14 protein-coding genes and 1 pseudogene are annotated in these 15,396 nt (G+C 59.7%); 7 read left to right on the forward strand and 8 right to left on the reverse strand.

All coding sequences use genetic code 11. The annotated features are described in order from the left end of the window. Positions 1-98 precede the first annotated feature (98 nt). Positions 99-500: a GFA family protein gene (locus tag AWB64_RS25155; protein ID WP_060858153.1), complete on the forward strand. Its 402-nt coding sequence runs from the start codon at positions 99-101 to the stop codon at positions 498-500. A 42-nt stretch (positions 501-542) separates the two neighbouring features. On the opposite strand, the gene AWB64_RS25160 is transcribed toward AWB64_RS25155, so the two are convergent. After that, complete coding sequence (locus tag AWB64_RS25160) at positions 543-1,268, reverse strand: GntR family transcriptional regulator (protein WP_060858154.1); 726 nt, start codon at positions 1,266-1,268, stop codon at positions 543-545. A gap of 256 nt (positions 1,269-1,524) precedes the next feature. On the opposite strand from AWB64_RS25160, the gene AWB64_RS25165 reads away from it, so the two are divergent. The 4 genes from AWB64_RS25165 (at position 1,525) to AWB64_RS25180 (ending at position 6,092) form a co-directional block, all read left to right on the forward strand. After that, positions 1,525-2,865 carry a cation:dicarboxylate symporter family transporter gene (locus tag AWB64_RS25165; RefSeq protein WP_244164203.1) on the forward strand — a complete coding sequence of 447 codons (1,341 nt, stop codon included), beginning with the start codon at positions 1,525-1,527 and terminating at the stop codon, positions 2,863-2,865. A gap of 20 nt (positions 2,866-2,885) precedes the next feature. Then, entirely contained in the window at positions 2,886-4,061 is a 1,176-nt protein-coding gene (locus AWB64_RS25170) for an enolase C-terminal domain-like protein (protein ID WP_060858155.1), read from the forward strand. 12 nt (positions 4,062-4,073) lie between these two features. Further along, complete coding sequence (locus AWB64_RS25175; RefSeq protein WP_060858156.1) at positions 4,074-5,426, forward strand: class-II fumarase/aspartase family protein; 1,353 nt, start codon at positions 4,074-4,076, stop codon at positions 5,424-5,426. 198 nt (positions 5,427-5,624) lie between these two features. Beyond that, positions 5,625-6,092 (forward strand): hypothetical protein, encoded by a 468-nt coding sequence (locus AWB64_RS25180; RefSeq protein WP_082850627.1) that lies wholly within the window; start codon positions 5,625-5,627, stop codon positions 6,090-6,092. Positions 6,093-6,172: 80 nt separating this feature from the next. Here the strand turns inward: AWB64_RS25180 and AWB64_RS25185 are convergent, their stop codons facing one another. After that, positions 6,173-7,372, reverse strand: a complete 1,200-nt coding sequence (locus AWB64_RS25185; protein ID WP_060858158.1) for a cytochrome P450 — start codon at positions 7,370-7,372, stop codon at positions 6,173-6,175. A gap of 57 nt (positions 7,373-7,429) precedes the next feature. After that, a complete protein-coding gene (locus tag AWB64_RS25190) occupies positions 7,430-8,410 on the reverse strand; it encodes a LysR family transcriptional regulator (RefSeq protein WP_063493283.1) in 981 nt (326 codons plus the stop codon). A 124-nt stretch (positions 8,411-8,534) separates the two neighbouring features. Between AWB64_RS25190 and AWB64_RS25195 the strand changes: the two genes are divergently transcribed. Then, positions 8,535-8,960, forward strand: a complete 426-nt coding sequence (locus tag AWB64_RS25195; RefSeq protein WP_060858159.1) for a VOC family protein — start codon at positions 8,535-8,537, stop codon at positions 8,958-8,960. 125 nt (positions 8,961-9,085) lie between these two features. Beyond that, positions 9,086-10,222 carry an acyltransferase family protein gene (locus AWB64_RS25200; RefSeq protein ID WP_060858160.1) on the forward strand — a complete coding sequence of 379 codons (1,137 nt, stop codon included), beginning with the start codon at positions 9,086-9,088 and terminating at the stop codon, positions 10,220-10,222. A 40-nt stretch (positions 10,223-10,262) separates the two neighbouring features. Here AWB64_RS25200 and AWB64_RS25205 read toward each other — a convergent pair whose 3' ends face one another. From AWB64_RS25205 to AWB64_RS32395, 5 genes and pseudogenes are all read right to left on the reverse strand, one after another. Continuing rightward, entirely contained in the window at positions 10,263-11,369 is a 1,107-nt protein-coding gene (locus AWB64_RS25205; RefSeq protein WP_208603315.1) for a nucleoside hydrolase, read from the reverse strand. Between the two features lie 169 nt (positions 11,370-11,538). Then, entirely contained in the window at positions 11,539-12,471 is a 933-nt protein-coding gene (gene rbsK, locus AWB64_RS25210) for a ribokinase (protein WP_060858162.1), read from the reverse strand. A gap of 21 nt (positions 12,472-12,492) precedes the next feature. Continuing rightward, positions 12,493-13,494, reverse strand: coding sequence for an ABC transporter permease (locus tag AWB64_RS25215; RefSeq protein WP_060858163.1), 1,002 nt, complete (start codon positions 13,492-13,494; stop codon positions 12,493-12,495). A gap of 1 nt (position 13,495) precedes the next feature. Further along, a complete protein-coding gene (locus AWB64_RS25220) occupies positions 13,496-15,121 on the reverse strand; it encodes a sugar ABC transporter ATP-binding protein (RefSeq protein ID WP_060858176.1) in 1,626 nt (541 codons plus the stop codon). A gap of 116 nt (positions 15,122-15,237) precedes the next feature. Continuing rightward, a pseudogene (locus AWB64_RS32395) lies at positions 15,238-15,396 on the reverse strand (sugar ABC transporter substrate-binding protein); the annotation flags it as partial.

The following is a 15,396-nucleotide window of genomic DNA, read 5'->3' on the forward strand; positions in this document are numbered from 1 at the left end:
ATCGAAATCGACACGCCCGAAAGAAAAGGATTCGTTTTGTCTCGAAGTGGGTGATCGACCCGCATCACATCACGACCTCTCAGCTTACAGGTGGAAAGATGAAAATCGAAGGCCATTGTCACTGCGGTGCAATCGCATATGAAGCCACCGTCGATCCGCAAAAGGCGGCCTTGTGCCATTGCACCGATTGCCAGACACTCTCCGGTGCGCCTTTTCGCGCAAGCGTTCCGGCCTTGGCGGACGACTTCCGCATTCTGCGCGGCCATCCGAAGGTGTACATCAAGACAGCGGAATCCGGCGCTCGACGCGCTCAGGCATTCTGCGCCGATTGCGGCACGCCAATCTACGCCGCAGCCGCCGACAACCCGGCTCAGTTCAATCTTCGCCTCGGCGCGATCGCGCAGCGCGCCGAGATCCCCGCGCTCAGGCAGGGCTGGTGCAGCTCGGCGCTTGCATGGGCGCGCAATATAGAAGCGCTGCCGGAATCACGGCAGCGCTGACGGTCGAATCGCTCTTTCCACGCGCGACGAACCCGGCGGTGTTCAGTCCTGGCGCGCCAACCGCAGCGCATACGTGAACCGCTCGGCGGGAAATACGCTGATGGTCGCCTCGAACACGAGGCCGCGCTGATCGACGTAATGACGCACGATCTCGAGCGCGTGAGAATCGGGTGCGGCGGCAAGCGTCCCGGCAACACGTTCCGGTACGCCAACCGCGCGAATTTCCTGGCGGACTTCCTGGACCGCTCGCCCACAACGCTCTTCCACCATCTCGCAGATCAGACCAGTGTTCTTGCGCAGTTCGCGCCGGATGGCTGCGCCGGCAACCGGATCCAGATACACGTCGGTCCAGCAGATCGGCCGGTCGGCCTTGGCGGGATCGACCCGCAGCATTTCAATGCGCAACCATCGCGAGCCGGTTTCCACGCCAATTCGCGCCGCAAGCGCGGGACTCGCCGAAATCTCGCCGATGGACTGGACGTGCCGCTCGGTGAGCACGGCGAACTGCATCAGGTCCTCGACATTCGACATGGACTGCTCGAAAGCGAGGCGCGGCTTCGACGCCTCCACGCGAATGCCCGCGCGTTTGCGCCGGGAGATCAGCCCCAAGTCCTGCACCTTCTGCAACGCTGAGCGCACGGTCGCGCGACTGACGCCGTATTGTGTGGAGAGATCCATTTCGCTCGGCAGGGCGGCGCCGATGGCAAACGTCCCGTTGCCAATCGCTTCGATCAATTGATCTGCCAGTTCCACGTACCGCGGTTTCATAAACCTTTCCTGTTTTTCCTATTGTTCGACGTATGGCTGCGAAGCTGAGCGCGACATCGTATCTTGGCTCGTGCCGGGTTGCCAAGGCATCTCGGCCGGAACGCCGGAAACGCGACGGAAGCATCGCGTAAACCCGAAGTTGACGCGTTTGCGTTACCTTTAATATAGTCCGTACATATTGAAAATGTACGGACTTAATAGGCGGATTGAACGCGCGTGTTGAAATGCGTCCGATCCGTACAAAACGGAGACCGAAATGGCGGTTCAAACGAATATGTCGCATCCCGCAGACGACGGAACGTCGGAGGCCAGGCCCCGTCAGCCGTTCTATGCGCGGCTGGGTTTCCAGATTGTCGTGGGGATCGTGCTTGGTCTCGCGCTGGGGTTCATTGCGCCGCATCTCGCGGTGCAAATGAAGATTCTCGGCGATATCTTCCTGCGGCTCATCAAGATGATCGTCGCGCCGCTCGTGTTCCTGAACGTCGTGCTGGGCATCGCCGCGGCCGGCGACCTGAAGAATGTCGGGCGCATCGGCCTGCGCGCGCTGATCTACTTCGAGATTGTCTCGACTATCGCGCTCATTATCAGCATGGTGATCGCCAACCTCTCGGGCGTCGGCGCGGGCATGCATCTGGTGCAGAGCCCGGAAGCTGCGGCGGCGGCGCACGAGACGTATGGCAAGGCTGCGTCGGTATCGTTCGAACACTTCCTGCTCACGCTGTTCCCCGACAACTTCATTGGCGCGTTTGCCAACGGGTCGCTCTTGCAGGTGCTTGTGATCTCGATCGGTTTTGGCGCCGCCGTGCTCATGCTCAACACGGAGCAGCGCGCGAGCGTGGAACATGCGCTGTCGCGAATGTCCGACTGCTTCTTCAAGTTCGTCGACGTGATCATGAAGTTCGCCCCGCTCGGCGCATTCGGTTCGATCGCGTTTGCAATTGGCAGCAGCGGCATGAGCGCGGTGATTTCTTTGGGCTATCTGCTGATCGTGATGTATCTGTCGCTGGCGTTCTTCGTGGTCGTGGTGCTTGGCCTCGTGCTGCGTCTTTATGGCTTCAACGTGTTCCGCTTCCTGCGTTATTTCAAGGAAGAAATCTTCCTGTTGTTCGCCACGGCGTCGTCGGAAAGCGCATTGCCGCGACTCTTCGAGAAACTCGAACGGCTTGGCTGCTCGCGTCAGTCAGTCGGATTGATCCTGCCTACAGGCTATGCGTTCAATCTCGACGGCACCGCCGTGTACATGTCGCTGTGCGTGATGTTTCTCGCAAACGCCTATGGTGTGCCGCTCGACTTGCACCAGCAGTTTGGCTTGCTGTTGCTGATGCTGTTGACATCGAAGGGCGCGGCGACCGTTTCTGGCGGCACGTTCATTGTGTTTGCCGCGACGGTCACGGCGTCGGGCCTCTTGCCCATAGAAGGGTTGCCGATCCTGTTCGGCATCAACCGCTTCACTTCGCAGGCGGTGTCGATCTGCAACTCCATGGGCAACAGCGTGGCGACGCTTGTTATCGCAAGGTCGACCGGCGAGTTCGATGAGAGCGCCGCACGCAGCGAGTATCGGCGCGTGTTTGGATCGAGCGACGGCAAGGTCATCTAAAGTCATCCTAAGGAATAGTCATGCGTATTACCGCCATCAGGGAAATCTCCGTTCCGCTGGAAGGAAACGTAGCGAACGCGCTGGTCAGCTTCGCCGAGCACGATGTGTCGCTTGTCGCGCTCGAAACGGATGTGATCAGGAATGGCCGGCCTGTTACCGGCTATGCGTTCGATTCCATCGGCCGGTATGCGCAAGGCGGCATCCTGCGCGAGCGGATGATTCCGCGCCTCAAGGCTGAGTCGGCCACGGCGCCCGAGTCGCTGCTCGACGCGTCGGGCGATCGCTTCGATGCCGCCAAAGTCTTGCGAACGATTCTGCGCAACGAGAAGCCCGGCGGCCATGGCGACCGCGCGGCAGCGGCAGGCGCGATCGAGCTCGCGGTATGGGACCTCAATGCCAAGCTCGCCGATGAACCCGCGCATGTCACCATTTCGAGGCACTTCGCGCGGCAAGGCAAGCATGAAGGCGTAAACGTGTACGCGGCCGGAGGCTATTACTACCCGGACGAAAGCACGGAGCGTCTGGCCGATGAATTCCGCGCTTATCGCGAACTCGGTTTTGACGCCTTCAAGATGAAGATAGGCGGTGCGACACTTGCGCAGGACACGGCGCGCATCGAGGCCGCGTTGAAGGTTGCGGGCGAGGGTCAGCGTCTCGCGGTCGATGCCAACGGACGTTTTGACCTGAGCACGGCACTCGCTTACGCCGAGGCTATCGCGCCATACGATTTGCGCTGGTACGAAGAGATTGGCGACCCGCTCGACTACGACCTGAATCGGCAAGTAGCGCAGGCCTATGAAGGACGTATCGCAACCGGAGAAAACCTGTTCTCCGTACAGGATGTAAACAATCTGATCCGCTTTGGCGGCATGCGAAAGGGCAAGGACATCTTCCAGATGGACGCCGGTCTCGCTTACGGCCTGACCGAATACGCACGGATGATCGACGCAATGGAAAGCCAGGGCTTCGATCGCGCTCAAGCGTTTCCTCACGGCGGCCATCTGATCAATCTGCACATAGCGGTCGGCCTCGAACTCGGCGGATGCGAAGCATACCCGGGCGTATTCCAGCCGTTCGGCGGTTATCCGGCCGGCTGCGGCGTGGGCGGCGGCCTCGTCCGCCCGACCGACGCAGCAGGCTTTGGACTCGAAGAAAAAGAAGCGTTGCGGCCGTGGCTCGCGCGCCTGGATCATTAAAAGGAACCCTTGATGTCTACCACCGTATTCGACTCCGCTCTTTTTCGCGACATGTTCGGCACGCCGGAAATGCGCGAGGTGTTTTCGGACACCGCGTATCTTGCACGCTGTATCGATACTGAAACGGCGCTCGCGCGCGCGCAGGCCAAAGCGGGTTTGATTCCCGCGGAAGCCGCGCGCGAGATTACTGCCCGCGCCGATTCTTCGCGGCTCGATCTGGAGGCGCTGCGTCACGAAACGGAGATCGTTGGTTATCCTATCTTGCCGCTGGTCAAGCAGGTCAGCGCCATGTGCGGTGATGCCGGCGGCTATCTGCACTGGGGCGCGACCACGCAGGACATCATGGATACCGCGACCGTGCTGCAATGCGCGAAGGGCGTGGCGATCATCGAACGTCAGCTCGACGAAGTACGCGGCGCACTACGCGATCTCGCCAGCAAACACGCCGATACGGTGACGGCCGGCCGTACGCATTTGCAACACGCGTTGCCGGTCACTTTCGGCTTTCGTGCAGCAGTCTGGCTCTCTGCGTTGAACCGCCATGCCGAGCGTCTGGCTCAGGCGAAACCGCGGGCGCTGATGGTGCAGTTTGGCGGCGCGGCGGGAACGCTTGCGTCGCTCAACGACCCTGAGCGTGCGCTCGAAACGCGTCGCCTGTTCGCCGAAGAACTGGGTCTTCGCGATCCGGAAATCACCTGGCACGTCGCGCGCGATGGGCTCAGTGAACTGGTCGCGCTGTTGGCGAGCATCGGCGGCTCGCTGGGGAAAATCGCGCTCGACGTGATGATGATGGCGGCATCGGAATTCGGCGAAGTAGCCGAGCCCTTCGTGCCGGGACGCGGCGCAAGTTCGACCATGCCGCAAAAGCGCAATCCGATTTCGAGCGAACTGATGTTCGCCGCCGCGAAAATGCTGCGCGAGCGCGCGGCGTTGATGCTTGACGGCATGATGCACGATTTCGAACGCGCGACGGGTCCATGGCATCTTGAATGGAGCGCGGTGCCCGAGAGCTTTTTGCTGTGCGCCAGCGCGTTGCATCAGGCGAACTTCATGCTGCGCGGCCTCGTGGTCGACGCCGCGAAGATGCGCAAGAACCTGGACCTCACGGGCGGCCTGATCGTGGCCGAAGCCGTGATGATGGGCTTGGCTCCGAGCATCGGGCGGCAGCACGCGCACGATGTGGTCTACGACGCGTGCCGCATCGCAATCGAGAACAACCGTACGTTGTTCGACGTGCTGATGGAGAACGCGAAGATTCGCGATGCATTTGGCGAAGCGCGGCTGCGCGAGCTTACCGATCCGGCAAACTATCTGGGTGCTGCCGCGATAATGGCGCGCTCGGTTGCGAATGCCACGAATGTGTAAGGCACGGGGATTTTGTGATCCGGACCTTTCTTGCAAGGCATATGCGGCGAGTCGTATGCGGCGAGGTAATGCGGAATAATAAAGCGCGTTCGCCCGTTTAATCCATGTAAGCCCGGCACGAGCGGCATATGCTGAAGCGCCATCGAGGCGCTTGTAACCGTTCGTTACCCGTCGGGTTCCTTGCTGGAGACAACGATCATGCGTAAAGCGTTTTGCCTTGGAATGGTGCTGGCGTGCGCGAGTTTAGCCGCGTCGGCGCCGGTACTTGCACAAAGTTTCGACGATTCAATATCGTCCGACGCGCAATCCAATTGCCGCGCAATCGCCGGACAAGCGGAAATAGATGGCACGATGCAGCAGATCGTGGGCCGGGCGTGTCTCCAGAGCGACGGCAACTGGCACATCGTGCAAGCGGACGACGGCAGCGTGCTGACCTATCCGGTTGCGCAATATCCGTATATCGACCCTTGGTACGTGGGTCCGCCACTCTTTATTGGCGCGGGCGTGAGCTTTATTTTTGTCGACCGTTTTCACCATTTCCATCGATACAACCATTTCAATCAAATGGGCCACTATCACGTTGGCGGTTCGTATGCCGGCGGCTTTCATGGTGGCTTTCACGGCGGCGGCCATATGCATGGATACGGTGGAATGGGGCATCGTTGAGCGAATGTATCGCAGTTTTCGTGCGCTATTTTTCTTTGGCCAGAAAATAGCGCACGATGATCCACGCAAACGCTCAAACCTCAGTACAAAGCCATTAACGATTCCACCCCGCGCAAAGTATTGCGTTGACGCCACTGCAATGAATCCAGATTGGTGATGCGCAATGCCGGCAGCCGTGAAACGAGTGTGCCAAGGCCGGTTTCCAGTTCGAGTGTTGCAAGCCGCGCGCCGAGGCAATGGTGAATGCCCGCTGCAAAGGACAATAGCTTGCCCTGCGCCGGACGTTCTATATCCAGTTGATCCGGCTTGCTGAACTGCCCGGGATCGCGATTGGCCGAACCCACCATCATGAACACAATCGTGCCGCGCGCAAGCGTCACGCCTGCCGCCTCCACGTCTTCGAGTGCCGTGCGCACGATCATCTGCACGGAACTGTCGAACCGCAGGCATTCGCTCACAGCGTTGGGCACCAACAACGGATCACGTTGAAGCAGCGCAAGTTGCTCTGGTTGCCGATGCAATGCAATCAGCGCGTTGCCGAGCATGTTCGATGTCGTTTCGTGGCCGGCCACAAACAGCAGCAGCACGTTCGAAATGATTTCATCGTTGGAAAGCGACTCGCCGGCTTCCTCTGCACGAACCAGAGCGGAGACCAGATCATCGCCGGGTTTCGTGCGCCGTTGCTCGACCACGCCCGCGAAATAGTGCTGCAATGTGAGCGTGGCTTCGTTTGCCGCCGCGAGACGTTCGGCGTCCATGGGTGCGCTGTCAAGTGCATTACCTAGAAGGCTTGCCGCAGAGCCTAACCTCACACCGTCTTCCACGGGTACGTCGAGCAAGCGGCAGATGATGTTCACCGGTAAAGGCAACAGATAGTCGCTGACGAGATCGAACTCCACGCCGGGATTGAGCGAGTCGACCAGCGTATTCGCGGTGCCTTGCGCAATGTCGCGGAGCAAACCGATCTGCCGTGCGTTGAACACCTTCATCAACAAACCCCGCAAGCGCGTGTGCATGGGCGGGTTCATCATCAGGAACATACGGCTTAGCGCCTGGAATACAGGCTGTTCGCGGCCGCTTTCGCCGTACCGGGCGACCACGCTCTGCATGTAGGTCTTGCCCATGCGCCGGTCGTGCAGCAACGCTTCGATGATCGCGTAGCGCCCCGTTAACACAACGTTGGGCGCCAGCGGAACCAGCGCGCCCTCGGCGCGAAGTTGTTCGTAGAACGGGTAAGGGTTTTCGAAGAAGGCGGGGGAAGAAAGGTCGCTGAATTTCATGTGGAATGTGATGAGTGTGGGGAAGGCGTACGCCTTGACAACACCCGTAACGCGGATTTATTCCGTTCCAAGATCATTTGGTGCCGCGTGTCGGGGCCGTTTCATCCTGGGCCTGCGCGCAGCCACGCCCTGACGATAAACAGCAGGTGTATCGTCCATTTTTGCGGCTTCCGATCGGCGCATACGTGCCTCTTCCCGAAGGCTCTCGACCAGCGCACGCGTGGTCGCGCGATCAAGTACGGCCTTCCTGACGAGCAGGCCGAGCTTGCGATTCACCGGCTGACCCGGCAGCGCCATGCGTTGAACCAATGGCACGTGTTGCAGCATCAAAAGGTCTCCCGGTACGACCGACCAACCGAGTTCCTCAGCGACCATCTGCACAATCACGGCAGGTTCGTCGAGTTCGATGCCTTCGCGCACCACCAGTTTCTGCCGGCGCAAGAACGTATTGACGAGTCCACCGCCATAAGAGCGCCGATCATAGCGAATGAAGGGCAAGTCGAGTGCCCATTCCCTTAGCGAACCTGTTGCCGCTTTCGGCGCAATCGCGACGTACACATCGTCCAGTAGCGGAATCCAGACGAGATTGGCGGGAATACCGAAATTCGGCTTGATCATGGCGGCAATATCGAGCTCACCGGCATCGACTTGCGCGAGCAATTGAATAGAGGTGCCCGGCGTGACCTGGATATTCGTGGCCGGGCAACTTTCGGCGAAACCGCGTAGAGCCTTGGGCAACAAGCCGGATTGAACGGTGGAAATCGCGCCGAGAGTGAGGGTCGACGCCTGTGGCACCGCGCCGGCTTTCATGTCGTCGTAGCGCGCGACGAGCTCGTGGGCATGACTGACCAGCGCCCTTCCACGCTCGCTGAGTTGCACGGCTTTGCCGCTGCGCTCGAACAACATGCATCCGAGATCCGATTCCAGCCGCTTGATCTGCATGCTGACCGCCGACTGCGTCAGGCCGAGCCGCTCTCCCGCGCTGGAAAACGAGCCCGTTTCAGCTGCGGTGAGGAAAGTGGCGAGGTAGCGGAGCATAATGAAATTAATTGATGCCTAGGCTAAAAAATATGCGTTTCTCATTCGTTATTTTTTATCTTAGCATCATGGTCATTGCCTGAATTTCCATACGACCCAATACACCTACCTGCAAGGCTCCCAAATGACTGCACCCGTGTTGTTTCACCTGGCATTTCCCGTCAACAGTATTGCCGGCGCACGGCAGTTCTACGGCGAACTCCTCGGCTGTCCCGAAGGGCGGAGTTCAGAGAGCTGGGTAGACTTCGATTTCTACGGGCACCAGATCGTGGCCCATCTTTCGCCGGAAGAGACCGGTCACAAATCGACGAGCGAAGTCGATGGTCATGACGTGCCCGTCCGTCATTTTGGCGCGATCCTGCCCATGCCCGAATGGAAAGTGCTGGCCGAGCGGCTTCGTGCGCAGGACGTCAAGTTCATCATTGAGCCGCAGATCCGTTTCCAGGGATTGCCAGGCGAACAGGCAACCATGTTTTTCCTCGATTCTTGTGGTGGAAATGCGCTCGAGTTCAAGGCGTTCGAAGACATGGGCCAGGTTTTTGCAAAATAAGCGCTGGTACGACAAGCCCATTTTATTTAGCGAAAACCCGTGTTTCTCCATTAATTTTCGATTTATTTAGCGGGCACCATAGGGTTGCCAAGCGGGCTAGGGCACGCGGCGCATCCTATGGAACAATGACAACAACCGCAAGAAAGCCACTGATCCCCGCATTGACCGGCGTTCGCTTTCTGGCGGCCTTGAGCGTTGCGCTATATCACCTGTCGGAAAACGTTGCCGCGACGCTTGCGATCTCGCCCAAGCATTTTTATGAAAACGCCGGCGATCCCGTGGAATTGTTCTTCATTCTCTCTGGGTTTATCCTGACCTATACCCATCCGGAAGTGAACGGCGCGCAATGCCCCGCAATCCGGCAGTTTTATTTTTCCCGATTCGCCAAGATCTATCCCATTTATCTGCTTGGCTGGATTGTGTTTGCGCCGCTGATCTATTCCAATCTCATGGCCTTGCATGGACACGGCGCCGGCACTTACGCGCGGCTCGCGTTTTATGGACTGGTTTCGCTGACGCTTTTGCAAGCATGGACCACGACCACCGCCAATGCGTGGAATACGCCAGGATGGTCGCTGTCGGCGGAGGCCGTGTTTTATGCGGCCTTTCCATTCCTGTTCACTTATTTGAGGAACCGGCGCGTCGCCGTGCTTTCCGGCTTGATCGCCGGGTGCTGGGTGATTTCCGTCGTTCCGACCTTGACGCTTTCATTCTTGCCGCCGGCGTTGCAAAACGAGCATTGGCCCAAGGAACTCGTCAATTTCATCCCGGCGCTTCGCATCGGAGAATTTATCGCCGGAATCTGTCTGGCGCGATTGTTCCTGAGAAACGCTAAAGAGAAAACGTTGGTTTTCGATCTGGGTGCGCTTGGCGCTTTGGCGGTTTCGGCAGCCGTGATCGTTGTATCGAATCATCTGCATGCGAAGGTGTTGCTGTTTCCCGCGTTCATGCTGCTGCTCTACTGCCTCGCTTGCGCCAAAGGGCCGCTTAGCGCTCTGCTGGGCAGCAAGCCGATGGTGTTACTAGGCGAGGCGAGCTTCGCGTTCTACATATTGCACGTACCGCTATTCAGATACGCGAGGATGGTGTTCCCTGATGTAGCCACGTCGCCTTTGCAATTCGCGGCATTTCTTATTGGGCTCACCGCCATATCGATCATCTGTTTCCTGTCGATAGAAAAGCCGCTTTGCGCCTACCTGCGCAAAGCCTACAGGACGTCGCGTTCGCCAAGTGCGAGAGGCCAGCCTGAACATGCGCACTGAGCTCAGGCGGCCTTAGGCATCTCGTTTACTCAGTTGCGCTTCAAGGCAGCGTCACTGGCACGGGCCGCGTCAGCAGGTCGATATATAGATTGAAGAAGCGGTTGTTGTCGAACTGCGTCACGTAAGTGATCTTTTGCGGAGACGCCCCCGCGACAGGGTTTTGATAAACCTTCACCTGACCCTGGGTTTCGCCGCTGCTGGTATCGATGTCGAGGTATGCGCTCTTTGTCTGCGTTGCGTAAGTCGGATCGGTAAAGTAGGCGATCGTCAGCGTATCGAAGATATCGGTGTTGGTACTGAATGCGTTTGCGTTGGCTATTGCATATGCTCGGGTGACCGCGGTCTGCTTGTTCGGATTGTTTGCGATCTGGTCGTAGACGCTTTCAGTGAGCGGCACGGTGTCGGTGACATCGAGCGGAATCACGGATTGGGGAATCGACGTCTGCAACACGGTGCGCACCGCAAGCGGATCGAACCACCAGTTCAGCTCGCCTACGGCGTTGGCGTTGCCCGGTACAGCCATCGCGCCGCCCATGTAGACGATCTGCTTGATCAAGGACGCGATTTCCGGCGCTTTCTGCAAGGCGAGCGCGAGATTGGTCGGCGGGCCCACTTCGAGAATGGTGACCTGATTGGGATACTTCTTGACCGTGTCGATTATGTAGTCGGACGCATTCTCCGCTTGCAGCTTCGTGCTGGTTGCGAAGCCATCCGGCGGTGCGGTCAACTGCGACGCCTGAGTTGGTTCTGGCCGCATCCACGCGCCGAAATAACCGTTAGGATTCGCCGCTTGCTGCACCCGGATACTGGCAACATCGTATTGCAACGGGTAGTTCGCACCAGCGTAAACGCCCACCGTGTTCTGCACGCCCATGCGCTCGACAGCCTTGAGTGCATCCGCCTGTTCCTGCAGCAACCAGTCATTTCCGGTCACGACCGTGAGCCCCAGCAAGTTGACCTTGCCTTGCGCCATCAATTGCGTGGTCATGGCGAAAAGCTGGCCATCGTCGCCCATGGTGTTGAAATCCGAATCCATGATCACCTTGGGCGCGTTCGATAAAGGTGAGGAATTCGAATTGCTGTCGTTGCCGCCGCATGCGGCGAGCGCCATGGATGTCATGAGGATTGCTATAGACTTTGAGTGCATTGCTGTTCCCATTCGAGTTGGTGGATAACGAACAACGACTGCAACATGGCGCCATGCGGCAGCTTCGCATTTCACGTGTGCCGCCTGCTCAGGCAGGCGGCACACGTCCGGCGTTTGATCTACATCTACATCTATACCAAAAGCGCTTGCTGACAAGAATCGGGTTGCGTCAGGATGCGTTGTCTACTTCATGGCGAGTGGGAATGGACGGCTGAGCGCCCGCGCGCGTCACCGAAATAGCAGCGGCGCGCTGCGCCAGATCAATTGCGGCTTCCACCGGCTGGCGCGCTGCCAGTTGTGCGGCGAATACCCCGATGAACGTATCGCCTGCGGCGGTCGTGTCCACTGCGTCGACCTTGGGCGCGGGGAAATGCGTGCCTTCGCCGCCTTCCGGCAACAAATACGCGCCCTGCGAACCCAGCGTGACGATCACGTTGCGCGCGCCGGCGCGTTGCAGTTCCTTTGCCGCGCGCCGTGCGCCGCTTTGCGATTCGACTGGCAATCCCGCGAGGATCGCCGCCTCGACTTCGTTCGGAACCAGATAGTCGACGAGCGGCAGCCACTCGGCCGGCAGCGGGCCGGTCGCGGGCGCCGGGTTCAGCACGGTCAGCTTGCCGAAGCGCTTGGCGCTCACCAGCGTTGCATACACCGAATCCCAAGGGATCTCGAGCTGGCACACCACGACATCGGCTGACTTGATGACCGCTTCGTGCCGCTTGACCATTTCAGGCGTGACTTGTCCGTTGCTGCCCGCGACCACCACAATGGTGTTCTGGCCATCGTCCGCAACGGTCACCATCGCAACGCCGGTGGGCAGCGACGGATCGATCTCGATCGCGCCGCAGTCGATGCCTTCCGTTTCAAGTCCCGCAAGCCGCACCTTTCCGTTTGCATCGGCGCCGACACAGCCCGCCATGGCCACGCGCCCGCCAATGCGAGCGGCCGCGACCGCCTGATTACCGCCCTTGCCGCCGGAATGTTCGGAGAACTCATGGCCGCCAATGGTTTCGCCCGGTCGCGGCAGATGAGGGGAGCGCGCCACGAGATCGGTATTGATACTGCCGACAATAAGGACCAGCCCTTGCTTTGTTTCTTTCGACATCGACTTGTTCTCCTGCCCGCGTCACAAGACGCGGCGTTTGCTGCGATACGTATCCAGCACGACGGCGACGACGATCACCGCGCCCGTGATGATCCGCTTGGTCGGCTCGTTTGCGCCGATCTGCGCAAGACCCGCGGCAAGCACGGAAATGATCAGGACGCCAAAGAAGGTGCTGATGACCGAACCGCGCCCACCCATCAGGCTCGTTCCGCCAATCACGACCGCCGCGATCACCTGCAGTTCGATACCCGAGCCAGCGTTGGGATCGGCGGCTTCGAGGCGGGAAATCTGGAACAATGCCGCGAGGCCGGAGAGTAGCCCCATGAGCGCGAACACGATGATCTTGTAAGGGCGCGGATTGACGCCCGCGAGCCGCACCGCTTCTTCGTTCGTGCCAATGCCGACCAGATAGCGGCCGAACACGGTACGCGTCAGCACCAGTTGCGCCACGACCATCACGACTATGGCAATCAGGAACGAAGGCGAAATGCCGAAGGCGATCGGGTTTGACAGGAAGTCGAAGGCGTCGCCAATGTATGCGGTGCGCGAATTCGTCATTTGATACGCAAGGCCGCGTGCGGCCTCGAGCACGCCGAGCGAAACAATGAACGAAGGAATGCGCCAGCCCACGGTGACCGCGCCGGTCACGCAACCGGTCAGCGTGGCGCCCGCCATGCCGAGCAAGGCTGCGGGTAACGCTGGCCAGTGCCATTGCAGCGCGGCGACGCTGGTCAGGGCCGCGCCGAGCGCCAGCACCGAGCCCACTGACAAGTCGATGCCCGCAATGATCAGCACGAAGGTCATGCCCACTGACATCACCACCAGATCGGGAATCTGGTTCGCGATAGTGCTGAAGGTGTCGTAAGTGAGGAAGTGCGAACTCAGCACCGAGAAGAGCGCGATCATCGCAATCAGGGCGCCGAGCAGGCCAAGGTAATTCGAAAACCCGAGGCGCGTGCCGATCGGCTTTGCGCTTTTGGGCGGCTCCGTTTGCGTCTTCGGTGTGGTGGTCTGAGTGGTCATGCTAGTGCTCCGTAATATGTGCTTCTGGCGTTCTTGTGTCTGGCTCGGCAGGTTCGGCGAGGATTTTATCGCGGCCTGCATACCCCGCGAATGCCGCGGCGAGCAGTGCATCCTGCGACCAGTCATCGCGCTCGAAGATGCCCGTCATGCGTCCCGCCGACATTACTCCTATGCGGTCGCAAATGAGCATTAATTCGCGCAGATCGCTCGATACCACGACCAGTGCGCGGCCCTCGCGCGCCTGCGCGCCCATCAATGCATAGATGTCGAACTTCGCGCCAACGTCGATACCGCGCGTGGGTTCGTCGAAGAGCAGCACAGTGCAGTCGCGCGCGAGCCAGCGCCCGATCACAACCTTCTGTTGATTGCCGCCCGACAGTTCGGACACAGGTTGCGCCGCGCTCGACGTGCGTATGCGCATTGCCGTGATCTGCTTTTGCGCCAGTGCGTTTTCGCGCCGCGCGTCGACCACGCCATGCTTCGATACCGCGCCGACATTGCCAAGCGAAATGTTCGCGGCAATAGGCTGCGGCAGTAACAAACCTTCGCCCTTGCGGTCTTCGGTAATCAACGCAATGCCCTGGCCGACCGCATCCGAAGGCGATTTCACATTGACCTTCACGAGCGCGCCGCCGTGGCGCGCAACGAACACCTCGCCGCTATCCGCGCGGTCTGCGCCATAAATCAGCCGCATGAGTTCGGTGCGCCCGGCGCCGATCAACCCGCTTATGCCGAAAATTTCCCCGGCCTTCACTTCGAACGATACGTCTCGCACCACGTGACCGCGCGTCATGCCCCGGACCTTGAACGCCGTCGCGCCAATCCGGCGCTCGCCCAGATCGATGCGTTCGCCAATGTCGCGCCCAACCATCAGTGTGACGAGTTTATCGCTCGTCAGATTGTGCATTGCGTCAACATGCACGAGGCGGCCGTCGCGCAGCACCGCTGCACGTTCGGCAATGCGCGCCAGTTCTTCGAGCCTGTGCGAGATATAAATCAGCGCGACGCCACGCGACTTCAAACGCTCGACCTGCTCGAACAGCAGATCGACTTCGCGCGCGGTCAGCATGGCCGTGGGTTCGTCGAGGATCAGCACGCGGCAATCGCCAATCAGGTTGCGCGCGATTTCGACCATCTGCTGATGACCTATGCCAAGCTCGCCAACGAGCGTATCCGGGTCGATTGCATCGAGGCCGACTTGCGCCATGGCATGACGCGCGTCTTCACGCAGCTTCGCGCGATCGATCCAGCCAAGACCGCGTTGAGGCAAGCGGTTGAGAAAGAGGTTTTCCGCCACCGATAACGTGGGCAAGAGGTTCAGCTCCTGCATCACCATGCGTACGCCGAGCGCTTCGGCGTCGCTGCGGGTCGCGGGTGCATAGGCGGCGCCTGCAAGTTGCATGGAGCCGGTAGTGGGCGTGACAAGGCCGCTGATGATCTTCGACAGGGTGCTTTTGCCAGCGCCATTCTCGCCGGTCAGCGCGAGCGCTTCGCCGGGACGCAGATGCAGCGACACATCCATGAGTACCGGTTCGACATAAGTCTTGCCTATGCCATGGATGGTCAGCACCGGAGATGCATCGGCGCCATTGGCAGCATTGGCATTAGGGGCGGTTGAACTTGGCATCGCTTTGGAAAGACTGGAAGGTGCTTGAGGGTGAACGTTGAAGCGTGCGGTCATGCCGCAGGACGTCGGATCGTCCTGCGGCCCGCCGTGCTGGCGGTGATACTTTTGCGTGGCGCTTACTTCTTGCCCGTCACGAGATCCACAGGCGTCTCAACAACGCTCGACAACGCCGACTGCTTCTGATGCGCCGACAATGCCTTCAACGCGGTATCGATACCGAAAACCGCCTGCTTTGCAGCGTACTGGTCGGCGGTGGCGAGCACGCGGCCGTCGGC

The sequence above is a fragment of the Caballeronia sordidicola genome, from assembly GCF_001544455.2.
Taxonomy (GTDB): Bacteria; Pseudomonadota; Gammaproteobacteria; order Burkholderiales; family Burkholderiaceae; genus Caballeronia; species Caballeronia sordidicola.